General features: G+C 69.7%; 22 protein-coding genes. 15 read left to right on the forward strand and 7 right to left on the reverse strand.

Annotated elements, in window-relative coordinates; all coding sequences use genetic code 11:
* The 8 genes from nuoI to WH85_RS05060 all read left to right on the forward strand — a co-directional run bounded on the left by nuoI (position 1) and on the right by WH85_RS05060 (position 8,717).
* Complete coding sequence (nuoI, locus tag WH85_RS05025; protein ID WP_045740493.1) at positions 1-561, forward strand: NADH-quinone oxidoreductase subunit NuoI; 561 nt, start codon at positions 1-3, stop codon at positions 559-561.
* Complete coding sequence (locus tag WH85_RS05030) at positions 558-1,301, forward strand: NADH-quinone oxidoreductase subunit J (RefSeq protein ID WP_045740494.1); 744 nt, start codon at positions 558-560, stop codon at positions 1,299-1,301. The genes nuoI and WH85_RS05030 overlap by 4 nt, the downstream gene beginning before the upstream one ends.
* Entirely contained in the window at positions 1,298-1,597 is a 300-nt protein-coding gene (gene nuoK, locus WH85_RS05035; RefSeq protein WP_045740495.1) for an NADH-quinone oxidoreductase subunit NuoK, read from the forward strand. Before WH85_RS05030 ends, nuoK begins: the two co-directional genes overlap by 4 nt.
* A gap of 11 nt (positions 1,598-1,608) precedes the next feature.
* Entirely contained in the window at positions 1,609-3,540 is a 1,932-nt protein-coding gene (gene nuoL, locus WH85_RS05040) for an NADH-quinone oxidoreductase subunit L (protein ID WP_083448801.1), read from the forward strand.
* The gene (locus tag WH85_RS05045) at positions 3,537-5,072 is read left to right on the forward strand and encodes an NADH-quinone oxidoreductase subunit M (protein WP_045740496.1); all 1,536 of its coding nucleotides are present in this window, start codon (positions 3,537-3,539) and stop codon (positions 5,070-5,072) included. Before nuoL ends, WH85_RS05045 begins: the two co-directional genes overlap by 4 nt.
* Before the next feature lie 2 nt (positions 5,073-5,074).
* The gene (nuoN, locus tag WH85_RS05050) at positions 5,075-6,607 is read left to right on the forward strand and encodes an NADH-quinone oxidoreductase subunit NuoN (RefSeq protein WP_045740497.1); all 1,533 of its coding nucleotides are present in this window, start codon (positions 5,075-5,077) and stop codon (positions 6,605-6,607) included.
* 110 nt (positions 6,608-6,717) lie between these two features.
* Entirely contained in the window at positions 6,718-7,641 is a 924-nt protein-coding gene (locus WH85_RS05055) for a pyridoxamine 5'-phosphate oxidase family protein (RefSeq protein WP_157410784.1), read from the forward strand.
* Positions 7,642-7,757: 116 nt separating this feature from the next.
* The gene (locus WH85_RS05060; protein WP_211275287.1) at positions 7,758-8,717 is read left to right on the forward strand and encodes a polyprenyl synthetase family protein; all 960 of its coding nucleotides are present in this window, start codon (positions 7,758-7,760) and stop codon (positions 8,715-8,717) included.
* Here WH85_RS05060 and WH85_RS05065 read toward each other — a convergent pair whose 3' ends face one another.
* On the reverse strand, positions 8,718-9,902 hold the full coding sequence (locus tag WH85_RS05065; protein ID WP_045740500.1) for an MFS transporter: 1,185 nt from the start codon (positions 9,900-9,902) through the stop codon (positions 8,718-8,720). It abuts the gene before it with no gap.
* A 153-nt stretch (positions 9,903-10,055) separates the two neighbouring features.
* Between WH85_RS05065 and WH85_RS05070 the strand changes: the two genes are divergently transcribed.
* A complete protein-coding gene (locus WH85_RS05070) occupies positions 10,056-10,850 on the forward strand; it encodes an IclR family transcriptional regulator (RefSeq protein WP_045740501.1) in 795 nt (264 codons plus the stop codon).
* Between the two features lie 127 nt (positions 10,851-10,977).
* Positions 10,978-11,643 (forward strand): anti-sigma factor, encoded by a 666-nt coding sequence (locus tag WH85_RS05075; RefSeq protein WP_052720165.1) that lies wholly within the window; start codon positions 10,978-10,980, stop codon positions 11,641-11,643.
* Positions 11,644-11,686: 43 nt separating this feature from the next.
* On the opposite strand, the gene rarD is transcribed toward WH85_RS05075, so the two are convergent.
* From rarD to WH85_RS05090, 3 genes are all read right to left on the reverse strand, one after another.
* Positions 11,687-12,640, reverse strand: coding sequence for an EamA family transporter RarD (gene rarD, locus WH85_RS05080; protein ID WP_045740502.1), 954 nt, complete (start codon positions 12,638-12,640; stop codon positions 11,687-11,689).
* 116 nt (positions 12,641-12,756) lie between these two features.
* Complete coding sequence (locus tag WH85_RS05085; RefSeq protein WP_045740503.1) at positions 12,757-13,137, reverse strand: phage holin family protein; 381 nt, start codon at positions 13,135-13,137, stop codon at positions 12,757-12,759.
* 118 nt (positions 13,138-13,255) lie between these two features.
* Positions 13,256-14,986 carry a hypothetical protein gene (locus WH85_RS05090; RefSeq protein WP_052720166.1) on the reverse strand — a complete coding sequence of 577 codons (1,731 nt, stop codon included), beginning with the start codon at positions 14,984-14,986 and terminating at the stop codon, positions 13,256-13,258.
* Positions 14,987-15,188: 202 nt separating this feature from the next.
* On the opposite strand from WH85_RS05090, the gene WH85_RS05095 reads away from it, so the two are divergent.
* From WH85_RS05095 to WH85_RS05115, 5 genes are all read left to right on the forward strand, one after another.
* Positions 15,189-15,506 carry a WXG100 family type VII secretion target gene (locus tag WH85_RS05095; RefSeq protein ID WP_045740504.1) on the forward strand — a complete coding sequence of 106 codons (318 nt, stop codon included), beginning with the start codon at positions 15,189-15,191 and terminating at the stop codon, positions 15,504-15,506.
* A gap of 29 nt (positions 15,507-15,535) precedes the next feature.
* Positions 15,536-15,829, forward strand: a complete 294-nt coding sequence (locus WH85_RS05100) for a WXG100 family type VII secretion target (protein WP_045740505.1) — start codon at positions 15,536-15,538, stop codon at positions 15,827-15,829.
* Positions 15,830-16,110: 281 nt separating this feature from the next.
* Complete coding sequence (locus WH85_RS52775; protein ID WP_245673826.1) at positions 16,111-19,833, forward strand: SseB family protein; 3,723 nt, start codon at positions 16,111-16,113, stop codon at positions 19,831-19,833.
* Positions 19,833-20,000: a hypothetical protein gene (locus WH85_RS50020; protein WP_157410785.1), complete on the forward strand. Its 168-nt coding sequence runs from the start codon at positions 19,833-19,835 to the stop codon at positions 19,998-20,000. Before WH85_RS52775 ends, WH85_RS50020 begins: the two co-directional genes overlap by 1 nt.
* Positions 19,997-20,362: a hypothetical protein gene (locus tag WH85_RS05115; RefSeq protein WP_045740506.1), complete on the forward strand. Its 366-nt coding sequence runs from the start codon at positions 19,997-19,999 to the stop codon at positions 20,360-20,362. The genes WH85_RS50020 and WH85_RS05115 overlap by 4 nt, the downstream gene beginning before the upstream one ends.
* A 505-nt stretch (positions 20,363-20,867) precedes the next feature.
* Here the strand turns inward: WH85_RS05115 and WH85_RS05120 are convergent.
* From WH85_RS05120 to WH85_RS05130, 3 genes are all read right to left on the reverse strand, one after another.
* Positions 20,868-21,782 (reverse strand): alpha/beta fold hydrolase, encoded by a 915-nt coding sequence (locus WH85_RS05120; RefSeq protein ID WP_045740507.1) that lies wholly within the window; start codon positions 21,780-21,782, stop codon positions 20,868-20,870.
* 66 nt (positions 21,783-21,848) lie between these two features.
* A complete protein-coding gene (locus WH85_RS05125) occupies positions 21,849-22,322 on the reverse strand; it encodes a hypothetical protein (protein ID WP_045740508.1) in 474 nt (157 codons plus the stop codon).
* Between the two features lie 158 nt (positions 22,323-22,480).
* On the reverse strand, positions 22,481-24,871 hold the full coding sequence (locus WH85_RS05130) for an immune inhibitor A domain-containing protein (protein ID WP_045740648.1): 2,391 nt from the start codon (positions 24,869-24,871) through the stop codon (positions 22,481-22,483).
* Positions 24,872-25,061: the final 190 nt, after the last annotated feature.

Here is a 25,061-nt window from a genome sequence, read left to right on the forward strand (position 1 = left end):
GTGGGCACCGTGACCGGCTCCTTCAAGGGCTTCGGCGTGACCTTCGCGCACATGTTCCGCAAGGTGATCACGACCGACTATCCGTTCTCCCCACCCAAGCCGGCGCCGCGCTACCACGGGCGGCACATCCTGAACCGGCATCCGGACGGTCTGGAGAAGTGCATCGGCTGCGAGCTGTGCGCCTGGGCCTGCCCGGCCGACGCGATCTACGTCGAGGGTGGCGACAACACCGACGAGCAGCGGTTCTCGCCCGGTGAGCGGTACGCGAAGATCTACCAGATCAACTACGCCCGGTGCATCTTCTGCGGGCTCTGCATCGAGGCCTGTCCGACCCGCTCGCTCACCATGAGCAACGAGTACGAGCTGGCCCGGGACAACCGCCAGGATCTGATCTTCACGAAGAACGAGCTGCTGGCGCCGCTGCTGCCGGGCATGGAGCAGCCGCCCCACCCGATGCGCCTCGGTGAGACCGACAAGGACTACTACGTCGGTGCGCTCACCAACCCGGGCACCTCGATCGGCGCCGAACGGGCGCCCCTCGTCCAGGAGGGCCCGGAATGAGCGATGTGTCCACCGGTGAACAGGTCGCGTTCTGGATCCTCGGTTCGCTCGCGGTGATCGGGGCGCTCGGCATGGTGCTGGCCCGCAACGCGGTGCACTCCGCACTCTGGCTGGTCCTCACCATGCTCAATCTGGGCTTCCTCTATGTGATCAACGCGGCGCCGTTCCTCGGGTTCGTGCAGATCATCGTCTACACCGGCGCGATCATGATGCTTTTCCTGTTCGTGCTGATGCTCGTCGGCCGGGACGCCTCGGACTCGCTGATCGAGACGTTGCGCGGCCAGCGGCTCGCCGCGGTGGTGCTCGGCATCGCCTTCGCCGGGCTGGTCGCCACCGGTCTGGCCCGCTCGCTGGGCGGGGTACCGTCGGCCGGCCTGGACGCGGCGAACGCGAACGGCAACGTCCAGGGCCTGGCCTCGCTGCTGTTCACCCGGTACGTCTTCGCCTTCGAGGTGACCTCCGCGCTGCTCATCACGGCCGCCGTCGGCGCGATGATCCTGGCGCACGTGGAGCGGCCCCAGGAGGAGAAGCTCGATCAGGTCACGCTGATGCGCCGGCGGTTCCGCCCGGGCAACCACCCGGCGCCGAAGGCCGGCCCCGGCGTGTACGCCAACACCATGTCGGTGGCCGCGCCCGCCCGCCTACCGGACGGCAACGGCGCCGAGCGCAGCCTCTCGCCGATCCTGCCGGTACGCGAGCTGACGGCCTCCGAGGCGGCGCCGAAGGGAACCGAGAAGTGACTCCCTACTACTACCTGGTGCTGGCGGCCGTCCTGTTCACCATCGGCGCCGCCGGGGTGCTGGTCCGCCGCAACGCCATCGTGCTGTTCATGTGCATCGAGCTGATGCTCAACGCCGCGAACCTGTCGCTGGTCACCTTCAGCCGGATCAACGGCGGCCTGGACGGCCAGATCATCTCGTTCTTCGTGATGGTCGTCGCGGCCGCCGAGGTCGTGGTCGGCCTGGCCATCATCATGTCGATCTTCCGTACGCGGCGCTCGGCGAGCGTCGACGACGCCAACCTCCTCAAGTACTGAAGGGGCCTCCTGTGGAACAGACAGTGGAGTACGCCCCGGCGACGGGGGTGTTGAGCGGGATCTGGCTGCTGGTCGCGATTCCGCTGGCCAGCGCCGCGATCCTGCTGCTGCTCGGCAAGCGGGCCGACCGGTGGGGACACTGGCTCGGCGTGGTCGCGGTGGCGAGTTCGTTCGTCATCGGGCTGGTCTCCTTCTCGGCTCTGGCCGGCCTGGAGGACGGTGCGCGCTCGGCCGAGCTGAGTCTCTGGGACTTCATCGTGGTCGGCGGTTTGAACGTCGACTTCGGACTGCTCCTGGACCCGCTCTCCGGTGTTTTCGTCCTGCTGATCACGGGCGTCGGCTCGTTGATCCACCTGTACGCCGTCGGTTACATGGCGCACGACCCGGGGCGCCGGAAGTTCTTCGCCTACTTCAACCTCTTCGTCGCGGCGATGTTGCTGCTGGTGCTGGGCAACAACTACGTGATGCTGTACTTCGGCTGGGAGGGCGTCGGTCTGGCGTCGTACCTGCTGATCTCGTTCTGGTACACCAAGCCGTCGGCGGCCACCGCCGGTAAGAAGGCGTTCCTGATGAACCGGGTCGGCGACGCCGGCCTGGCCATCGGCATCTTCCTGATGTTCACCGAGTTGGGCAGCACGCAGTACGCCGACGTCTTCAACGGGGTCTCCTCGCTGGCCGCCGGCACGATCTTGGTCATGGGGCTGCTGCTTCTGCTCGGCGCATGCGGCAAGTCCGGCCAGTTCCCGCTGCAGGCGTGGCTGCCGGACGCGATGGAGGGCCCGACCCCGGTCTCCGCCCTGATCCACGCGGCGACCATGGTCACCGCCGGCGTCTACCTGGTGGCCCGGTCCAACCCGATCTTCTCGGCGAACACCACGCTGCAGCTGGTCGTGGTGAGTGTCGGCGCGCTGACCCTGCTGATCGGCTGTGTCATCGGCTCCGCCAAGGACGACATCAAGCGGATCCTCGCCTGGTCGACGGTGAGTCAGATCGGCTACATGTTCCTCGGTGTCGGGCTCGGTGGGGCGGCGTACGCGCTGGCTATCGTGCACCTGCTGGCGCACGGCTTCTTCAAGGCCAACATGTTCCTCGGCGCCGGCTCGGTCATGCACGGGATGCGCGACCAGGTCGACATCCGGCGGTTCGGTGCGCTGTCGAAGCACATGCGGATCACTTGGATCACGTTCGCCACCGGCTGGCTGGCGATCATCGGCATCCCGCCGCTGTCCGGCTTCTTCTCCAAGGAGCCGATCATCGCGGCCGCGTTCGAGCGCGAGGTGACCTGGGAGGCCTGGACGTTCGGGCTGGCCGCGCTGATCGGTGCCGGCCTGACCGCGTTCTACATGACCCGGCTCTTCGTGCTGACGTTCCACGGCCCGGCCCGCTGGACCGACGACATCGAGCATCCGCACGAGTCGCCGGCGATCATGACGATTCCGCTGATCCTGCTGGCGGCCGGCTCGATCGGTGCCGGCTGGCTGATGAGCACCTCGGTGCCGGACTGGCTCAACCCGGTCTTCGGCGAGACCGCCGAGGAGGCCGCGCACGGCGTGCTCTCGCACACCGTGATCACCATCCTGTCCCTGCTGGTGACGGTGCTCGGCGCGGGCCTGGCCTGGGCACTCTTCCGCAACGGCACGGCCACCGAGCCGCAGCCGGCCGGGGCGCTGGTCACCGCGGCACGGAAGAACCTGTACACCGACGCCTTCAACGAGGCGGTCTTCGAGAAGCCCGGCATCTACCTGACACGGGCACTGGTGTTCCTGGACAACCGTGGCATCGACGGAGTGGTCAACGGCCTGGCGGCCGCCGTCGGTGGTGGGTCCGGCAGGCTGCGCCGGCTCCAGACCGGTTTCGTCCGCTCGTACGCGACGTCGATGCTCACCGGGGCCGTCCTGGTGGTCGGCGCCTTCCTCGCGATCCAGTTGGGGTGGCTCGCATGAGCGACTTTCCGTTCCTGAGCGTTCTGACGCTGCTGCCCTTGGTCGGGGCGCTGGCGGTGGCCTTCATCCCGCGGGCCAGAGCCGAACTGGCCAAGCTGGTGGCCCTCGGCTGGTCGCTGGTCGTGCTGGTGCTCAGCGTCTTCATGTGGGTCGCGTTCAGCATCGACGGCGACCGCTTCCAGTTCCACGAGTCGTACCCGTGGATCCCGGCGTGGGGTGTCAGCTTCACCTTCGCCGCGGACGGCATCGCGCTCGTCATGCTGATGCTGATCGCGATCCTGTTCCCGGTCGTCATCCTGGCGTCCTGGCACGACGTCGACCAGAGCACCCGGTCGGCACCGGCCTACTTCGCGCTGCTGCTGTCCTTCGAGTTCACGATGATCGGGGTCTTCGCCGCGGCGGACGTCTTCCTGTTCTACGTGTTCTTCGAGATCATGCTGATCCCGATGTACTTCATCATCGGATCGTTCGGCTCCGGCCAGAAGCAGTACGCCGCGGTGAAGTTCTTCCTCTACAGCCTGGTCGGCGGCCTGTTCATGCTGGCGTCGGTGATCGGTCTGTGGGTGGTCGCCGGTCACACCTTCGACTTCGCCGAGCTGGCCGGGGCCGCCGCGACGCTGGACACCGAGACGGCCCGCTGGCTGTTCCTCGGCTTCTTCGTCGCGTTCGCCATCAAGGCGCCGTTCTTCCCGTTCCACACCTGGCTGCCGGACTCCGGTGGCGCCGCTCCGGCGGGGGCCGCCGCGCTGCTCGTCGGTGTGATGGACAAGGTCGGCACCTTCGGCATCCTGCGGTACTGCCTCTCGCTCTTCCCGGAGGCGTCCCGCTGGTTCGCGCCGGCCGCGCTGGTGCTGGCGGTCATCGGCATCATCTACGCGGCCCTGCTCGCGATCGGCCAGAACGACCTGAAGCGCCTGGTGTCGTACACGTCGATCGCGCACTTCGGTTTCATCGGTATCGGTATCTTCGCCTTCACCACGCAGGCCGGTACCGGTGCGGTGCTCTACATGGTCAACCACGGGCTGGCCACCGGGCTGCTCTTCATCGTGGTCGGCATGCTCGTCGCGCGCCGGGGATCGTCGCTGGTCAGCGACTTCGGTGGGGCGGGCAGGCTGGTGCCGGTGCTGGCCGGGGTGCTGTTCTTCGCCGGCCTGGCCTCCCTCGCGCTGCCCGGGACCGCGCCGTTCGTCAGCGAGTTCCTGGTGCTGATCGGCACGTTCAGCACCCACAAGGGGTACGCCGTGGTGGCCACCCTGGGCATCGTCCTGGCCGCCGCGTACGTGCTGTGGATGATCCAGCGGACCACGCAGGGCACCCTCAACCCGGCGCTGACCGAGGTCCCGGCGATGAGCAAGGACCTCACGCTGCGCGAGAAGGCTGTGGTGGCCCCGCTGATCGCCCTGCTCCTGGTGCTCGGCTTCTATCCGAAACCGGTCACCGACGTGATCAACCCGGCGGTCCAGGCGACTCTGCAGGACGTCGGCACGACCGACCCGGTCCCGACCGTGGCAGATGGAAAGGCGGGTCGCTGACCATGGGAGAAGTACAACTGCCCCCGATCGACTACGGCGCACTCTCGCCCATGTTGATCCTCTTTGCGGCGGCGTGTCTCGGGATCCTGACCGAGGTGGTCGTCCCACGCCGGCTGCGCAACGGCGTCCAGCTCGGCCTGGCCATGATCGCCGTGGTGGCCGCGCTGGTGATGGTGGTGATCGAGCGGAACACCCGGACGATCACCATCGGCGGTGCGGTCGCGGTGGACGGGCCGACCCTGTTCCTGCAGGGCGCGATCCTGGTGCTCGGCGCGGTGTCACTGATGCTGATCGGTGAACGCTCGATCGAGAAGGGCGGCGCGTTCGTGGCCCAGGCCGCGGTCACCGTCGGTTCCCAGCAGGACCAGCAGCAGGCCGCCGGCCGTCCGGGCGCCACCGAGGTGTACCCGCTGAGCGTCTTCGCGCTCGGCGGGATGCTCCTCTTCGTCGCCGCGAACGACCTGCTCACCATGTTCGTCGCGCTCGAGGTCTTCTCGCTGCCGCTCTACCTGCTCTGTGCGCTGGCCCGGCGCCGCCGGCTGCTCAGCCAGGAGGCCGCCCTCAAGTACTTCCTGCTCGGCTCGTACGCCTCGGCGTTCTTCCTGTTCGGGGTGGCCTTCGTCTACGGCTTCGCGGGCGGGATCCAGCTGGACGTGGTGCACGAGGCGGTCGCCGACCCGCAGCGCCCGCAGATCCTGCTCTACGCCGGCCTGGCCCTGGTCGCGATCGGCCTGCTGTTCAAGGCGGCGCTGGCGCCCTTCCACGTGTGGACGCCGGACGTCTACCAGGGCGCCCCGACGCCGATCACCGCGTTCATGGCGGCCTGCACCAAGGTCGCCGCGTTCGGGGCGCTGCTGCGCATCCTGTACGTCGCCTTCGACGGGGTGCGCTGGGACTTCCAGCCGGTCCTCGGGGTGATCGCGGTGCTCACCATGTTCGTCGGCGCGGTGCTGGCGGTCACCCAGACCGACCTGAAGCGGCTGCTGGCGTACTCGTCGATCGCGAACGCCGGGTATCTGATGGTCGGTGTGCTGGCGCTCAACGAGGAGGGCCTGAGCGGGACGATGTTCTACCTCGTCGCGTACGGGTTCTCGGTGCTCGCCGCGTTCGCGATCATCAGCCTGGTGCGGGACGCCGACGGTGAGGCCACCCACCTGTCCCGGTGGGCCGGGATCGGCCGGAAGAGTCCACTGCTCGCCGGCGTCTTCACCTTCATCCTGCTGACCTTCGCCGGTATCCCGATGACCAGCGGGTTCACCAGCAAGTTCGCGGTGTTCGGCGCGGCGGTCGAGGGCGGGCAGACCTGGCTGGTCATCTTCGGCGTGATCTCCAGCATGTTGCTGGCGTTCCCGTACCTGCGGGTGGTCGTGCTGATGTGGCTGTCCGAGCCGGGCGAGTCCACGCCGGCCGTCTCGATCCCGGGTTTCCTCACCTCGGCGGTGCTGGGTCTGGGCGTGCTCGTGACGGTGGCGCTGGGTGTGGTCCCGTCGCCGCTGATCGACCTCACGCGAGAAGCGTCACAGTTCGTGCGCTGACCGTAACGGATCATCGACGGGCCCCGGTGTCACACCGGGGCCCGTCGCTGTCATGGAACGTCGATCGCCCGTCCATCGTCCGTCGATCGGCCTGCACTCTGATGACGTGCATGTCCGATCTGATCCTTCGCCTGTCCGTCGGTGAGGTCCTCGACTCCTACCGCACCTGTGAGTTCGCCACCCTGACGAGGAGCGGCGCGCCGGTCGCCTGGCCGACCACCGGCATCGTGGCCGAGGACGGCACCTTCCTGCTGACCACCTCGATCGGCCTGCCGCAGAAGGCGTTCAACGTGCGCCGCGATCCCCGGGTGGCGCTGCTCTTCTCCGACCCGCTGGGCAGCGGCCTGGCGAACCCCGAGCAGATCCTGGTCCGCGGCGAGGCGAGCTGCCCGGACGAGATCCGGGCCGCGCCGTCCGGCGACCTGGCCCGGCTCTGGGCCCGGCTGATGGAACGCCAGCCCAGTTCGCAGGCGTACCTGGACTGGCCGGCGACGAAGTTCACCGACTTCTACTTCATGCGCCTGGTGATCACGGTGACGCCGACCGAGATAGTCAACCGGCCGTTGCCCGAGTTTGATCACTCGGCCCCGCGGCCGCACCTGCTGGGCGCCGACGTGCTGGCGGGCTATCCGAGCGTGGTGCTGACCGCTGTGGACGAATCCGGGGCGCCGGTGCTGCACCGGACCACGGTGACCGCTGAGGACGGTGGATTCCGGGTCGTCGTGCCGGCGAACCTGCCGGTGGCCGCGGGCCCGGCCGGTCTGCTGGTGCACACCCACGACGAGAAACTCGCCAAGCTGCACAGCGCGAGCGTGCGGGGCACGTTGACCGCCGACGAGCGGGGCTGGCTGCTGGTCCCGGAGCGCCTGGTCGAGCCGGGTGGGCGGCGGGGCGCCGGTGCCCTGGAGACCGTCCGGACGCTCCGGGGCTTCCGCGCCGCCACCCGGCGCTACCTCGACAAGCGCGGCTGGGACCGGCCGGAGATTCCGTGGCGGGACTACCGCGCGATCCGGGCCACGGTCCGCAAAAGCTGACCTTGTCCCCCGCCACCCTGGGACTGAAACGGTGAGAGCGGTATGGCATCGTGAGAAGCGTGGTGAGCACCGGTGATCTGACGCTGTCGTCGCTGGGCCTCGACGTCGATCCCGTGATGGACGCGTCGGTGTCGGCGACGCTGGTCGCCGTCGAGGAGGCGCTGAGGGGCTACGTGTCCAGCGCCGACCCGTTGGTGGCCGAGGCCGCACGCCATCTCGCGGACGCCGGGGGCAAACGTTTCCGCCCGCTGCTGGTCGCACTCGGTGCGCAGTTCGGTGACCCCGGGTCGCCGAACATCGTGGCCGCGGCCAACGTGGTGGAGCTGACCCACCTGGCGACGCTCTACCACGACGACGTCATGGACGAGGCGGCCGTGCGGCGGGGCGCGCCCAGCGCCAACTCCCGCTGGGGCAACTCGGTGGCGATCCTGGTCGGTGACTACCTCTTCGCGCAGGCCGCGAGCCTGGCGGCCACCCTGGGCACCGAGGCGGTGCACCTGCAGGCGCAGACCTTCGCGCGCCTGGTGCACGGCCAGATCGCCGAGACGGTCGGCCCGCGTGACGCCGATCCGATCGAGCACCACCTGCACGTCATCGCGGAGAAGACCGCGTCGCTGATCGCGACCGCGGCCCGGTTCGGCGGCCTGTTCTCCGGTGCGAGCCGGGAGCACGTCGAGGCCCTGGCGGGTTACGGCGAGACGATCGGCATCGCGTTCCAGCTCTCCGACGATCTGCTGGACATCGCCTCCGAGTCGGTCCAGTCGGGCAAGACACCCGGCACCGACCTGCGTGAGGGCGTGCCCACCCTGCCGGTGCTCTACGCGCTGGCCGGCGACGACACCGACGCCTCCGCGGTCCGGCTGCGCGAGCTGCTGTCGGCCGGCCCGATCACCGACGACGCCCTGCACGCCGAGGCGCTGACGCTGCTGCGCGAGTCGGCGGCGATGAAGAAGGCGCGGGAGACCGTCCGGGGTTACGCCGAGGAGGCCCGGGCGCGGCTCGAGCCGCTCCCCGAGGGCGAGCCGAAACGTGCGATGCGGGCGCTCTGCGACTTCATCGCCGACCGGACCAGCTGATCAATTCGGGACGTGCCGGCTGAGTAATCTGCTGCCGGCCAGCATCAGCGCGGCTGCGGTCACCATCGCGCCCGCAGCGGTCACCCACATCGCGGGATAACCGGCGGTCTCGGCGACCGCGCCCAGGCTGAGCGGACCGATGCAGCCTCCGGCGTACACCCCGGTCTGGGTTATCGAGGTGGCGGCGGCCGGCGCCCGGGGATGCAGCCGGACCACCGCGAAGTTCATCAGGCCCGGCCAGGACCAGCCGAAACCGAAGCCGAGGGCGACGCCGAGCAGCAGGCTTGTCTCGCCGGGTACGGCGAGCAGGAGCAGTCCGGCGGCTCCGGTCGCGAGCAGTCCGGCGATCACTCCGACCTGCCGTCCGGGCCGAAGGTCGGCCTGCCAGCCGCCGGCGATGCGGGCCAGCCCGCAGATCGCGCCGCCCAGGGTGAGTGCCAGGCCGGCCGGCCCGGGTGCGATGCCACGCTCCACTGCGGACGAGACGACGAACGTGCCCAGGGCGTTGGCGGAGGCGGCTGCGAGGGTGGCGGCGATGCCGAGGACCACCAGGGCACCGGTGGCCTGACCCGCCTCCCGGGCCTTGCGGGGCAACCGTGGTTCGCGGGGGACCAGCGGCACGGCTGCGGCGGCCAGCACACCGGCCAGGACGAAGGCCCAGCGCCATCCGACGGTCAGGCCCAGCACGGGTACGGCCGCGCCGGCCAACAGCGTGCAGATCGGGATGGCGGCCTGTTTGATGCCGAAGGTCAGCCCCTGGCGGCGAACCGGGACGTGACGGGACAGGCTGGTGTTGCTGGCGAGTTGTCCCATCGCGTTGGCGCCGGCGCCCAGCGCCAGGATCGCCAGCAGGCTCCAGAACGACTGCGCCACCGCGGCGACCGTGATCAGCGCTCCGGCGGCGAGACCGACCCCCAGTCGAGAGACACGTGTCGATCCGTAACGTTCGACGAGGGCGCCGGCGGGCACCGAAGCCAGGGCGCTGACTCCGAAGTAGGCGGAAACGATGAGTCCGAGCCCGGCGGGGGAGAAATCGAGTTCGTCGCCGATCTGTACGGCGAGCCCGCCGACAAGGAAGACGGGTATCGAAACAGCGGTGGTGGTGGTAAGTGCGCCGATCGTGGCGCGAACCGCATTCGTGCTGGTGGAAGCGGTTCCGTTCGGCGATGTTCCGAGGTCTTGCATCCCACGCAGACTAAGTCATCGTTCCGGTGTCCGGCTGCGGACAGTTCCAATGATCACACCGCGTGTAGAAATCGATCGTGATCCACATGCTTTTGGCATTCCGTCGACGAACGTTTCTTCATATGGTGTAAGTCCCTGGCCACGGAGGTAGCTGTGCGTGACCCCCTAGCGGAGCCGTCAGATCTCATCCGGAGCGTGTCGCGTGCCCTGCGCGTGCTGGAATCGGTCGGCCGGGCTCCGCGTGGACTCACCGTGAAACAGATCGCCCGCCGGTGCGAGTTGACCGTCGCGACGACCTATCACCTCGTGCGAACACTCGCCTACGAGGGATACGTGATCCGTCGTGAGGACGGCACGTACATCGTCGGATTGGAGATCGCCGATCGATATCGGGAGCTGGTCTCGGCGTTCCGCGGGCCGCCCGCCGTCGGTGAGGCGCTGCGCCGGGCCGCGCTGGACAGCGGATACAGCCACTACCTGGGGCGATTCGTGGGTGGGCGGATCGCTGTCACGGCCTCGGCCGAGGGTGCCCGCTCGCCGTTCCTGGACGACGTGGCCCCCGGCTTCGACGAGGGCGGCCACGCCACCGCGCTCGGCAAGGCGCTGCTGGCCACCCTCACCCCCGACCAGCGCTCGCGCTACCTGCGCGACTATGGAATGCGGGCGTTCACCCCGGCGACCCTGACCACGCCCGAGGCGCTGGAGGCCGACCTGGCCGCCGGTGAACGCCGCGGGATGCAGATCGAGATGGGGCAGTTCCGGCAGGGACTCGCCTCCGCCTCGGTGGTCGTGGTGGCCGATCGCGACATGGAACGCCGCCTCGTGATGGCCTGTTCGATGCCGGCCGCCGAGATGCTGACCTCGGCCCGCGTGGTCCGCGCCAAGCTCACCGCCGCCGCACGGAACGTGGCCGAGGCGCTGTCCGGAGGGGAGTCCGCAACCGCCTGAACGGGTGGTAGCGCTCCGGATTGAGGCCGCCACGTTTCGACGTGGAGGTTTAAGAGTTCGTTGAACCTTCGTGTCTGTCGCCGCGTACCAGAGACCGGGAAGCGTGAGCCGGCGGGAGGCGGATCTGATGCGATGCGAGGACGGGCACGATGACGCCGCCTACGTCCTCGGCGCGCTGTCGCCGGCGGAGCGTGCCGCGTACGAACGTCACCTGGCCACCTGCTCGTTCTGCCGGGAGGCGGTCGCCGATCTGTCCCGGGTTCCGGACATGCTCGACCGGCTCGAGGCCGACGAGTTCGCCCGGTGGCTCGACCCCGATCATGCGGTCGAGCCGGAGCGGCCCCGTAAGCCGCAGGGCCGGGTCAAGACCTTCTCGGTCCGGCTGCTGAGCACCGCGGCCTCCATCGTGCTGATCCTCGTCCTCGGCGGCGGGGTGTTCGCGTGGTGGTGGATGGGGCAGCAGGCGCCGGCCGAGCCGGTGTTCGGCCCGGCCGTCGCGATGTCCTCGATCGAGTCGACGTCGCCGATCGCGGCCACCATCCAGCTCGCCGGCAGCGAGTCGGGCACCAAGGTGCGGATGCAGTGCGAGTACAGCGTCACCGCCGAGCCCTACAACTTCAAGCTGATCGCGTACGGGCCGGACGGCGAGAAGGAGCAGCTCGGCTCGTGGCTGGCCCGTCCGGGCGCCGAGTTCAGCATGGACGGTGGCACCCGGTTCACGCAGGGCGCGCTGGCCCGGTTCGAGCTGGTCCGGCTGGACAACACGAAGATGCTCGTCCTCGACGTGAAGTGATTTCTCCCGCGGGGTGAGGCCTCAGTTCAGCTGAGGCCTCAGCTCACTGGGAGCGAAGGGCGGCGGCGGCCGACCCGTCGGCGGTGGCGGCCGTCGCGGCGGCCGCCGCACGATCCCTCGCCCCGGACCGGGCACGTCGGATGCCGTCCACGGTGAAGACGATCAGAGCCACCCAGACCAGGCTGAAACCGGCGATGCGGGCCGGCGGCATCGGCTCGTGGTAGACCAGCACACCGACGGCGAGCTGGAGGATCGGCGCCACGTACTGCAGGATGCCGAGACCGGCCAGCGGCACCCGGTTGGCCGCCGAGGCGAACAGCAGCAACGGGATCGCGGTGAGCACGCCGCTGACCACCATCAGCGCGGTGTGCGTCGCGGACACGTGCCCGACGGAGGCGCCACCGGACAGGTTCAGCCAGGTCAGGTACGCCAGGGCCGGCACCGCCAGCACGGCGGACTCGACGAACAGCCCCTCGCTCGGCGGCAGCGACAGTCGCTTCTTGATCAGTCCGTAGCAGCCGAACGACGCGGCAAGCGTGAGGGCGATGTACGGCAGGCGCCCGTAGTCGACGGCCAGGACCGCCACCGCCAGAGCACCGGTGCCGACCGCGGTCCACTGCAGTGCGGTCAGGCGTTCCCGCATCACGAAGACGCCGAGCAGGACCACGAACAGCGGCGTGATGAAGTAGCCCAGGGCCGCCTCGACGACCCGTGACGAGTTGACGCCGTAGATGTAGGTGCCCCAGTTCACCGCGATCAACACCGCGGCCAGGGTGACCCCGCCCAGCAGGCGTGGGGTGCGCACGATGCGGCGCAGGAAACGCCAGTTGCGCATCGCGGTGAGCAGCACCGCCACGAAGAGCACCGACCAGAGGACCCGGTGCGCGAGGATCTCCAGCGCGGGCGACGGTCGGAGCAGCTTGAAGTAGATCGGGAAGAAGCCCCAGATCAGGTACGCGGTGAGGCCGTACAGATATCCACGACGCTCGTCACTCATGCCCCCACCGTAAGGGGCGGAGGGCGGTTCGGGGCTTGCTCTTATGGGTTACGTCACGAGGCCAATCGCCGTCAGGTGGCACCATCGGCGGCGCCACCTGACGGTCCGGTGCCGGATCAGTCGTCGCCGTCCGGGACCAGCGCGTTGAGGATCCAGCTCACGACACCGACGATCAGCGCGCCGAGGATCGCCTCGGGCCAGAACCCGTCGACGTGGAAGCCGAGGTCGAACTGGCCGGCGATCCAGCTGGTCAGCTGGAAGAGCAGGCCGTTGACGACGAGCGCGATCAGGCCGAGGGTGAGAACGTAGAGGCCGCAGCCGAGGGTCTTGATGATCGGTCGCAGAACCGCGTTGACCACCCCGAAGATCACGGCGACGCCGAGAAGCGTGCCGACCTTACCGGCGGTCGAGTCGCCGGTGAGCCGGATGCCGTCGATCAGCAGGGTGGTGATCCACAGTGAGACGGCGGTGATCACCAGCCGGATGAGGATGCCCATGGCGTGCGATGGTGTCACGGTAGTGCCACCTGCGGCGACAACACTCCGCGATCTTCATATGACTGTCGTGAAACAATCCGGAGGATCTGCACTAACGGTGCATATCGCAGGTATGCAGTTATCGGGCAGCCGGCCGGTCCACCGGACCGATCAGGACTTTCTCGACAGAGGTCGGGCTGAGGGCCACCCAGCGCACCGAACGCCGCCCGATCACCGCGACCATCCCGGACGTGATGCGGGTCAGGAGCGATGCCGTCCCACCCAGGCGGAGCCGGTCGCCGAGCAGGACCGCCTCGTTCTCCCGTAACGGCTGCAGAAGAAGGAGGTCGGACTCCGCCGCGGCGTGGAGATCCGCGGCGCCGACCGCCTCCCGGACGGTCAGGACGGTCTGCCAACCGGTGATCGGTGGCGCCGCCCGGCCGGTGTCCTGAACGATCAGAATCGGTCGCAGGGCGGAACCGGGGGTGATCGTGAACGCGCGCTCCGGCGGCGACAGGACGAGGGAGCCCGGAGTGGTCGCCGTGCCCAGGACGAACGGCTCCCACCGAGCCGGCCGGTCGGTCCGGACCAGGACCCGGGCACCGACCGCCAGCGCGCGGAACACCAGCAGCTGCGCGCAGGCGATCCCGCCCACCAGCAGCACCCGGGTCGGCACCGGCCGGAAGACCTCGGCGAGCGCGGGCCGCCCGTGCCGGTTGCGCCCCACCACCAGCCCGGCGTCCGGTCTGGACACTTCGGCGACGCCGATCCGCGAGCCGGCCCCGGCGACGACCCGGAACCGTGCTCCGGCGCCGTCCGCTCCGGGGCTGAACCCGAGCGGCAGGGTGGCGGCGAACCCCTGCCGGTGCGAGCCGTCCCAGCGCACCGTCTCGACCCGTTCGGCGAGCCGCTGAGCTGCGGATTCGAGCATCCCGACGGTCGGCGCCGCGATCCGGACGAGAGCCTCGGCGCCGGTGGTGAGCGAGACCGTCGTCGTGACCGACGGCAGACTCAGCGCCTGAGCTTGCACCTCGGCGTCGGCGGCCCGGCACCGGAACGTCGCGTGCACCGATTTGCCCAGATGGAGATGCGTCCAGGTCTCCCGCCCGGCCGCGGGGAAATCGTCGACCCGGGCCAGCTCGGCGAGTGTCCGGAGCAGCCCGGCCTCGTCCAGCGGCCGGGCGCCTGCGTGCCGGGACAGGCGGCGCAGCAGGCCGAGCAGGAAACGATGCGCCTCCTGCTCGGAACGATCGTTCGTCCGGACGACCCGGATCGCCAGCACCGCGCGGTGGTGGAACGGCACCCCGCCGCCGGTCAGCCGCCGATAGGAGTCACCGGCGGGACCACGTCCGGACAGCGGCGACGGGCCCGGCACGCCGGTCAGCACCAGTTGCGTCGTGACCAGCGGCCGCTCGCCGGGCGGTGCCAGCGCGTCGAGTCCGGGACAAGGGCCGTCCAACTCCACCAGCGCGGTCAGGCCCTCCGGTCCGGCCAGCAATGCGACCGTGCCGGCCGGCAGCTCCGCGGTGATCACGGTGGTGCCGGGCGCCACCAGCCGCAGCAGACCGGCCGGCTCCCGGATCATGGTCCGGCGCCGCCGGAGCAGGAACGACACCAGGCCGGTGAGGCGCGGACCGCCCGGAGCGAGGGCCAGGCCCGCCATGGACACCCCCACCATGAGGGCCAGAACCACGCGACCGGGTGGGAGGCCGACGAGCAGCAGCGCGACAACCGCCTCCAGGGTCACCAGCTGTTTTACGCGTACGCCGAAAAGCACTCCCGCCCCGGCCCGTGCCGCGCGGGTCCCCGCCATGGTCATCGCCACCGCCGTCCGGAAGTCGCCGTCGCCATTCACGGTGCGGCGCTCCACGGCTGTCCACAATGGCGGCAGAACGCGGGAAGTTATCCACAGAAGCGAAATCGGGCCGTCCGTCCGGCCGTCCGCGCCACTACCGTTGGTTCCGCAATAGTGATCGATCGCTTACGCAGAGTTCTCCGCGGGTGGAGATTTCTCGGCGTAATGGCCATCGTCGATACCGTTGATGGCCGCCGTGTGGAGGGGAAGGGCCGGGATGGCGCAGACACAGGCCGAGGCCGCGGTGATGGCGAGCACCGCGGCGAGATTCGATCAGGTCAACACCTCGCTGCAGGGCATGCTCACCACCCTGATGGCCGAGTTGTCGGTGCTGAACGGCGCCTGGCGAGGTCTCGGCGCGGCCGCGTTCGAGCAGGTCAAGACGGACTACGCGGCCGACCTGCGGAGTCTGGGCAACGCGCTGGCCGAGACCGCCGAGGCGATCCGCGCGTCCGGTGCGGGCTACGCGATGTCCGATTCCGAGGCGGCGGCCCGGCTGACGCGGTCCGGCGACGTCCGCCGGCTCCCGCTCTGAGCCCGGCCGGATCGACGGGAGGGTTCGTGATGAACGACGGGCTTCTGCGGGTCGACTTCGGTGCGCTGCACCAGGCCGGCGCCGACATCGAGAAGGCACTCACCGTCCTGCGGTCCCAGCTCGACCAGCTGGAGCGGGACGCTGCGCCGCTGGTGGCGACCTGGTCGGGGGAGGCGCGGGAGGCGTTCACGCGCCGCCAGGAGCGGTGGCGGGTGGCGTCCGCGGACTTGCAGACGATCCTCCGACGTATCAAGATCGCGGTGGACGAGTCGGCCGCGGATTACCTGCAAACCGAACGGACGGCTACGCAACGGTTCCAATGATGATGGCCTACGACTTGACGGACACATGGTTCGACCTGTTTTGTGGGGCCATGGGTCGCCCGATCGCGTAATGGCCCGGCCACTTTGTGCGGCTACTATCGGTTGTTGTTCGATCGCGCCGGGCAATCGCCGGGTGTCTGCGACGTCTGTTCCGAACCGGCCCGACAGGGTTGTTTGTCCGGCTCTGCTGTTAGCATGCCGCCGCCCATTGTGATTGCGGCCTGACCTTGTAGGTTATACGCGTTGACTTGGCTCGTTCGCACGCGTGGGGAGAGGTGACCGTGTCCGAGTGGGAACCGGCTACGGACGCCGAGGTCGCGATGCGCGATGCGTTGCGCACGGACGACCAGGAGTCCTACTTCCGCATTCTCGCCGGTGTCGATCTCCTGCTACCGGTGTCGGAGGACGCGCTCGCGGGTCTGGCGCCACTGGGCTGGGGGACGTGGAGCACCGGCGGTCGCACGCACGTGCTGGCGTTCACGTCACAGGCGGCACTGCGTTCCTGCCTCTCCGACTACAGCGGCACCGCTCGTCGTGTGCCCTACTCGGAGCTCGCCACCACCTGGCCCAACCTCGAGTGGTGGCTGGCGGTGAACCCCGGTCTGCCCGTCGAGGGCTACCTTCCGGCGTGGTTCGTCGCCCAGCTGGCCCGCGGTGACCTGCGTATGCCGACCCGTGGCCCGGGACGTGAGGCCCAGGGCGGCTCCAAGATCCAAGAGCTGGGCGCGGCCGCTCTCGCCGCGAGCCGGCATCCCGACCAGGCCGTGGCCGGTGGCCCGACCTACGACCCGGCGATCACCGGCACCGGCATCCAGGTTCCGGCCGGGGTGGCACCGCAGTCTGCTTCGATGGGCGCGTCGGCCGCTCCCACAGCGCCACCGGTTTCCGCGGCGCCACCGGTTCCCGCAGCGTCGTCAGGTCCCGCAGTGCCGGCCGGTTTCCCGGCGCCGTCCGGTTTCGCCGGCGCCGCCGCCAACGGCTACCCGGGCGGTGCCGCTCCGCAGGGCTTCCCGCCGAACGGTCCCGGCAGCCCGGCTCCGAACGGTCGTGCGCAGAGCCCGGCGCCCAGCCCGGCTCCGAACGGCTTCTCGTCCAGCGCTCCGGCCAGCCCGGTTCCAGGCGGTTTCCCGCAAAGTGTCCCCGCCGGCCCGGTTCCAGGCGGGTTCCCGCAGAGTGCCCCCGCCGGCCCGGTTCCAGGTGGTTTCCCACAGGGTTCGCCCGGCAGCCCGGCTCCGGGTGGGTTCTCGCAGAGCGCGCCCAGCAGCCCGGTCCCGGGTGGTCCGTCGGCGCTGGCCGCGAACGCTCCGGCACCGGTGGCTCCGGCCTACGGCTCCGGTTATGCCCCTGGTCAGCAGCTCCCCACCGGGCCCGGCGGCCTGCCGATGCGGACACCCTCGGGCACGTCGCAGAGTGACGCGCCGGCCCGTTCCCACCCGGGTGACGTGACCACGGCGCTTCCGATCCGTCCCCCGGCGGGCGACGCGGCCGCTTCGCCGACGCTTCCCCGCGACTTCCCGGCCGGTCCGGCTGCCGCTCCCGGTTTCCCGGGTTCCGGTCCGGCCGCTCCGGGCTTCCCCGGATCCGCTCCGGGCTTCCCCGGGGCTGCTCCTACGACTCCCGGGTTCCCGGGTTCCGACCCGGCTTCGGCTGCTCCGGCTTCGAGTGTTCCGGCGTCTGCGGCGCCCGCCTCCGGCACGCCGGGTGCGCCCCGGCCCGGAGCCGGCATGGCCACCCCCGGGTGGGAGAAGCCGGGCATGCCGTTCAGCCCCGAGCAGGATCCGCGCGGTCCACTGCAGGATCTGAACGCGCCGCTGCCGGTCCGCACCCCGATGGCGAACACCCCGCCGCGCCCGGAACACGTCGCGCCCTACGACCCGACCGAGGCCCAGGTCGACCCGCGCTGGGCCGCGCACACCGGTGGTGCTCCCGCCTCTGCTCCCGGCGTCGGCGCAGGTCAGGGCCTCGCGGCTCCCTCTGCTCCGCCACTGGCCGCTCAGCAGTCCGCGCAGCCTCTGGCCGCTCAGCAGACTCCGGCGGGTGCGCCGTCCGGTTTCGGCGGTTCCGGTTTCCAGGCTCAGCCGCCCGGTCACGGGGCTCAGCCTCCGGCGTTCGGTTCTCCGGCGCCCGGGTTCGATCGTCAGGCCGCGACTCCCTCGCCCGGATTCGATCGTCAGGCCGCGCCTGCCGCTTCTTCCGGCGCTGCTCCGGCCGGACAGTCCTCCGGTGGTGGTCTCGGCGCCGCGCTGCCGCGTCGCCAGCCGGGTCAGAACGCCTCGTCCGGACAGTTCTCCAGCATGGCCGGCTTCGTCGTGCCGGGCAGTGCCGGCAACGCCGCCCCTCCCGCACCCGCGTTCCCGCAGGGCCCGGCCTCACCGCAGGCCCTGGCAGCGCAGAGTTCGCCGGCTCCCGGCGGCGGTTCCCCGGGCTTCGGTGGCGATGCCGGCAACGGTCTTCCGCGCCGGCAGGTGACGTCGCCGTCCGAGCAGCCCGGTTCGATGGCCGCGGCCGCCCAGGCGTTGAACAGCCGTCCGCCCGCGATCGACTCCGGCCTGCCCCAGCGCGAGTCCGGTCAGGGGTTCGGCCCGTCGGGCCCGGCGCCCTCGCTCCAGGCCCACGCCGGCGAGCAGGCTCTGGCCACCCGGCCCGGTCTGGTCCCGCCGGTCATCCCCGGCTCACCGTCGGCCGGTGACTTCGGGACTCCGGGGATGTCGAACACCCCCGGATACGCCCCGGTCACCTCGGCGCCCGGCTACGGTCCGGCCAGCTCGTACGGTTCGCCCGCCCCCGCGGCGCCGGCGGCCTTCGCGCCTCCGGCCCCGATCGCGCCGCCGGTTCCGCCGGTGGCCGTGCCGGGACCCGCGGTCGGCATGCCACCCCAGGGCAGTCCGGCTGCTGCGTACGCGGCTCCGGCGGCCAACGCCTTCGCCACGCAGGTGCTGCCGATCGCGTCCAGCGGCTACGGCGCTCCGTCCGCCGCGTCCAACCTCGGCATCGCCGGGTCGGCGACCGGCGGGCCGCAGCAGCAGGGCGGCCCGGTGGAGGAGTTCGCCCCGGCCAATGACGTCGAGCGGGACCTGCAGGATGCCGCGGACACCGGCAACACCGACCTGTTCCTCTCCACGCTGCTGCTGGCGAACGTTCTCGTCCCGGTCGCGAGCCACTCCCGCCCGGGCAGCGCGCCGGGCGAGTCGGGCTTCGCGTTCCAGCCCGAGGAGGTCGGCGGCGAGCGGTACCTCATCGTCTTCACCAGCAAGGACCGGCTCTCCGAGCACTACAACGAGCCGACCCGCACGGTGGGTGTCCGGTTCTACGAGCTGATCCGCAACTGGCCGGATCCGGCCTGGTCGTTCGCGGTGAACCCGGGCACCCGGGTCGGTGCGAAGTACCCCGGGGCCCAGATAATCGCTCTGGCGAACTGGGCCACCGAGGCCGGTCTGGGTGCGGAGCCGTCCGACGCTCCGATCGCCGACGACCTGACCGCGCCGGTTCCGGTGCCGCAGCCGGCCAGCGACGAGGCCCAGCAGGCCACCGTGATGCAGAAGACCATCGCCGCCGAGCAGGTCGATTACTACCTCGAGCGGGGGTACGACCGGGTGGCCGGTTTCGTGCACCGCGCCTCCGAGGTGGAGCACCTGCGGACCCCGGCGGAGTTGTTCGCGGCGCTCGGCCTGCACTACGAGACGTCGCCGTTCCAGGCGGACGCCAAGGAGGCGTTCGTGCTGCGCTGGCCGGCGTACCGGCCGAGCCTGTACCGCATTCCCTACGGTGGCCAGAACGAGCAGGCGCTGCGGGCGATGGACGGCTGGGTCATCGAGCGCGCCCCGTTCCGGGGCAACGGCTTCGCGTCCGGTGACGGCCGGGACGTGATCGCCGAGTTCAAGGTGGACAGTGTCCGCCTGCCGCACGGCGCCCAGCTGTGGCGTATCGACGCGGCCGGCGACGAGCGCATGCTGGCGATCTTCGACGCCGACGGTCCGAAGTGGCGCCGGGTCGGTGAGCAGTGATGCGTGCCGGCCGTGCGGTGTCCGGCCCGATCCGTGGTCAGCGGCGGCGGCAGGTGTGGGCGGCGATGCGTGACGGCGGTTCGTGGTCCGAGGCGGCAGTGGTGCGTGACGGTGGTTTCCTGGCCGGTCCGCGGTCTGACGAGTGGTGCCGGGTGGGTGGGCAGTGATGCGTGACGGTTATGTGGTGACCTGGCAGGGCCGTGACTACGACGCCGCGCCCGACGGCGACAAGGTCCGGATCTTCTCGGCCACGGCCGAGGAGGGCTTCCAGGAGGTCAAGCCGGGGCGTTACGTCCGGGTGCTGTCTCCTGAGGAGTATGACGAGGTCGCCTACATCCGGACTCTGTGCACCTGGCGGGGGGAGCCGTTCGTGGTGCTCGCCGAGGCGGACAGCTGGCTGCGTCTGGAGTACACCGGTGGCCGTGCCCCGGTCGCCCAGCGTCTCGGTCTGGAGGAGTTCGACTACGGCGTCTACCAGGGATGGGCCCCGGCGCACGAGGTCCGCGACCTGTACGAGCACCGCGTCTGACGTACGGCTGAAGGCCATGCGGCCGGAGAGGCTCGGCCGCATGAGGCGAGGTGTCCGGCAGACGCCTGAAGTAAGACGTGCAGCGAGAACACGTAGTAAGACGTGCAGTGTGTGAAGGGCTCCCCGCCACCGGCGGGGAGCCCTTCGACCGTTCTGCGATGTTTCCGGCGACCGAGGAGGAGAGAGAAAGGGGTTTGGTCGCCGGGCGTGCGCGGGACGGCCGACGAGCGCCGTCCTCCCGGTGAGGTAGGGGTCACGCCGGGTGGGACGACGGTCGTTCCGGTGTCGCGGCCGGCGCAGGTGGGGACGCGTCGCCGGCCGGTGACCGGTGCCCGGCGGTTCGGACGCGGGCGTCCGGCCGGGCGGGGGAGTGGTCGGGTCATCTCTTCCGAAGTGATTACGGTAAGTGATGAATGGGAGCGTTACCATCGCACCCGTCGGGAAGAATAGGCCGGTGGTCGCCGGTTGGCTAGATCAATTAAAGATCACTTAAGGTAGTCGAGACCTAAGTGGGGGTCTTGAGCCACCGCAGGATCTCGCCGGTCACCACATCGGGCGCCTCCTGATGCAGGAAGTGACCGGTGTCCGGGATCAGCCGCCACTCGTACGGCGCGGTGACGTAACGCCCGGAGCCCTGCGCGGTCCGCGGCAGCACCGCGGTGTCCAACGCGCCGTGCAACTGCAGCGTCGGTGTGCTCAGTGGTTTCTGCATCAGCTTGACGAACCGGTATCCCTGCAGGCGGAGCGCGCTGCGGGCCACCCACCGGTACGCCTCCAGGGCGCAGAACGACGCCTGCGGGATCTGCATCGCCTGCCGGCAGCGCATCGAGTAGTCCGCGAACTCCTCGGTCGCCGCCCAGCGCGGGCTGCTCCAGTGTGTCATCAGCTCGCCGACCATGGCGGCGTCGTCGCGGGTCAGCACGTGCTCGAAGCGCGGCACCTGGAAGCGGAGGATGGCCGACGAGGCGGCGAACTGGCCGCGCGGGTCGGCGAACAGGGCGGCGCGCAGGCGCAGCGGGTGGGCGGCGCCGAGCACCACGAGCCGGTTGACCAGCTTGGGGTGGAACGAGGCGGCCGCCCAACCGATCATGCCGCCGGCCCCGGCACCGACCACGGTCGCCGATCGTTCGCCGAGAGCGCGGATCAGTCCGGTGACATCAGCGGCCATCGTGTATCCGTCGTACCCCCGAGGAGGTTTGTCGCTCGCGCCGTAACCGCGCAGATCGATGGCCGCCGCCCGGAAGCCCGCGTCCGCAACGCGGACCATGATGTCGTGCCAGGCCCACCAGAATTCCGGGAAGCCGTGCAGGAAGAGCACCAGCGGCCCGGTGCCGACCTCCGCGACGTGGAACCGGCTGCCGTTGGCGCCGACGAAGCGGTGACTCCACGGCCCTTCCGTGAGTACGACCGATTCGTCCATGCGATCAGCCTAGGCGCAGCAGTCTCGGGTGAGGACGCGCAGTGGCGAAGAGGAACCTGGTCGTGATCATTGGATCGTCGCGGAGTCCGTCATCGCCATCAGGATGCCCGGACCGCAGTAGATCCGGATCATCGTGGTCGCGAGCTGAACGCGGACCCGGTCGCCCTTGACCAGTTCGGTGCCGTCGGTGGCGTAGAGCGCGTACCGGGTGCCGTCGTCGGCGATCAGGCCGTAGCACGGACCTTTACCCCCCTGGGTGACCATGCCGGCCACCCAGCCGGTCGTGGGGAGGTTGTCGGTGGGTTCCCGGGGCGGCTTCGCGGTCCCGGCGCCGGAGGGCTGGATCGTCGACGGGGACGGCTCCGAAGGCAGGACCGTCGAAGGGGACGGAGGGGACGCCGGGGAGAGGCCGGACGATGACGGGGCGACGGCGGACGGCGCTGGAGAGGCCGACGAGCCGGGACCGGTCGTGGCACATCCCGCGACGATCGCTCCGGCCGCCATGGCGACACCGATCCGAACCGTGACTTGCTCGCGCATCAGCCAATCCTTCCCTCGAAATCCCTTGAGAGTGGGACGAATCGCGACGTTCATCGGTTCCCGTCATGAGGAAACAGAGGCGGAGACAGCACGACGCCCGGGGAGTAGGGCCCCGGGCGTCGCACCATCAACAATGGATCAGAGACGGCGACGGTGGATCAGGAGACCGCCACCGTCATCGCCGTGCCGAGCTGGCTCAGCACCGCGATCTTGACGCCGACCGCCGGCAGCTTGACGCCGTGGTTCGGCAGCTCGTCGTAGAAGTACTTGTCCTTGTCGTTGAAGACCGGGTCACCGAGCTGCGGCTTGATGACCGACTTCGCCCCGTTCAGGTGCAGCGTCATCCCGTCGGTCGGGTAGAGGCTGAACGGCGCGTCGTAGACCTGGACACGAGAACGCCACGGAACGCCGGTCGGGTTGATCAGCGGCTTCGGGTGCGCGTCGATGTAGAGGTTGCGTCCCGAACCCGGGTGCTCGTTCGTGTTGTTGTCGACCTGCGAGGTGTCCCAGTACGAGATCAGCAGCCCCGTCTGGTAGTTGTAGTGCTCCACCCAGTCCGGCTTGGTGGCGACCCACCCGAAGTTGTACGGGCCGGTCTGCAGGTACTTGTCGTACGAGGTGTAGCTCCGGTAACCCGCGATGTAGTAGTGCGGGTAGGTGTCGGTCGCGGTCGCGCCGACGATCGAGAACCCGTCGGCGGTCCAGGTCGAGGTGCCCTCGGCACCGTCGGTCGTGGCGACACCGTCGGCGGTAACGGTCAGCTCGTCACCGAAGAAGCCGCCCTCGGAGACACCACCGTCGGTCACGTAGTGCAGGCGGAAGTCGATGTCCTGACCCGCGTACGCGTCCAGCGGCACCTCGATGTCGACCCAGGCACCGTCGCTGGAGCCGCTGATCGCCGGGCTGCCGCTGCCGTCCTTGATGAACGGCTGACCGGCGGCCGTGCCGTCCAGTCGGGTCCAGCTCGTGCCACCGTCGGTGGACGCCTCGAAGTACAGGTAGTCGTAGTCGATCTCGATGCCGTACCGGCCCTTGAGCGTGACGCCCGCGGTGGACTTGCCGGTCAGGTCGATCGACGTGGACAGCGAGACGTTCAGGTCGTCGGCGTTGCCGGAGTAGAACTGCTTGCTGCCGGCGTACGGCGCACCCAGGTCGCGGGTGACCTGCTTGTCCGGCAGGTTCACCACCAGGGCCTGCTGCTTCTTGGTGTTGTACTCCTCCGGACCGAGGTTGACGACCTTCTTGGCGCCCGCCTTGACGGATTCGTAGTTCAGCCAGCCGAGCTGCAGCTTGTTCCAGGCGCCCAGGTCGCCCGGCCGGGTGCCGATGCCCTGGTCCTTCGCCGCGCTGAGCCGGCTCTGCGCCATCAGCGTCCAGTGTTCGCTGTTGTTGTCGCCGAGGCCGCTGGTGTCGTAGTCGTCGGGCAGGCCGAGGTCGTGGCCGTACTCGTGGACGAAGACGCTCAGGCCGCCGTTCTCCGGCTGGATGGTGTAGTCACCGATCCAGATGCCGGTGCCGCCGATCTGGGTGCCGCCGAGCAGGTTGCCCGTCGGGCCGGTGCGGCCGTTGTCGGTGGCGTACGCGTACCACCGGTGGCTCCAGATCGCGTCCTCACCCTGGTTCGGGTCGCCGTCGGCCTGGTCGCCACCGGCGTGCACGATCTGGAAGTGGTCGATGTAGCCGTCCGGCTCGTTGAAGTCGCCGTCACCGTCGAAGTCGTACCGGTCGTACTGGTCGAACGACTTCATGTCGGCCGCGATCTCGGCGTCGGTCAGGCCGCGCGCCTTCTGGTCGGCGACCCACTGGTTGGCGGCGTCGCGGACCAGCGCCCAGGTGTTCTGGCAGGTGCTGCTCGCGCAGACGGCCGGGTCGTCGCCGTTGGCGTCGGTCGCGACGTCGTTGGAGCGCCCGTAGCGGGCCTCGTTGTACTGGACCTTGACCCAGTCGGTGACCTCGCCGTCGACGCTGTAACGCCCGGAGGACTGCGTCTCGTAGTAGGTCTTGACCGACTCGGTGTCCTTGCCGGTGCCGAAGTACAGCTTCCGGAAGTAGTCCGCGTTGTAGTCCTTCTGCCAGATGGTCGAGTTGTCGACCTTCCGGTCCGGCTCCGGGATCGCGTTGACCGCGGGGCCCTCGAACGTGGACGGTCCCGCAATGGTCGGGTTGGTGTCCTTGTCCGGGAAGTCCGGGTGCCGTTCGTTGCCGAACTCGGTCAGGATCACGAAGATCCGGTCGGTGCTCTGCCGTTCGAGCTCGACGTACTGGTTCTTTCCGGGGTGGCCGAAACCGCCCTTGCCGTAGGTCTTGCCGAGGTTGACGACCTTGCTGCCGTTCCTCGTCTCGACCTTGGACTTGCCGCTGACAACCTCGGCAACGGCCTGCTCGCGCAGGGCGCGGCGCTTGTCCTCGAGGGGGTTCGGCAGGTCATCGACCGGTGCTTGTTCCGCGGCCTGCCCGGCCGGAGAAGGGTCCACCGGCGGCGCGGCCTGGGCCACTGCCGGAACCATGGCTCCGACACTGGTCACGACCGCGGCGCCGAGTAGTCCCACGACCACCTTGCGCACTACGTTTACCTCCGTTTTTTCGGCCGGGCGCTGGGTGGCAGCGGTCCGGCGTCAAACGGCCCCGTGGTTCGGGACTGAAGGTGAACGTATGCAAACGCCTTGATGTGCGCGAGGGTGGATCAAGATTGATGAACAACAGTTACCTGATATGGACGAAGCATAATGCAAGAACTGG

It is taken from the genome of Actinoplanes rectilineatus (genome assembly GCF_000962825.1).
Classification (GTDB): domain Bacteria; phylum Actinomycetota; class Actinomycetes; order Mycobacteriales; family Micromonosporaceae; genus Actinoplanes; species Actinoplanes rectilineatus.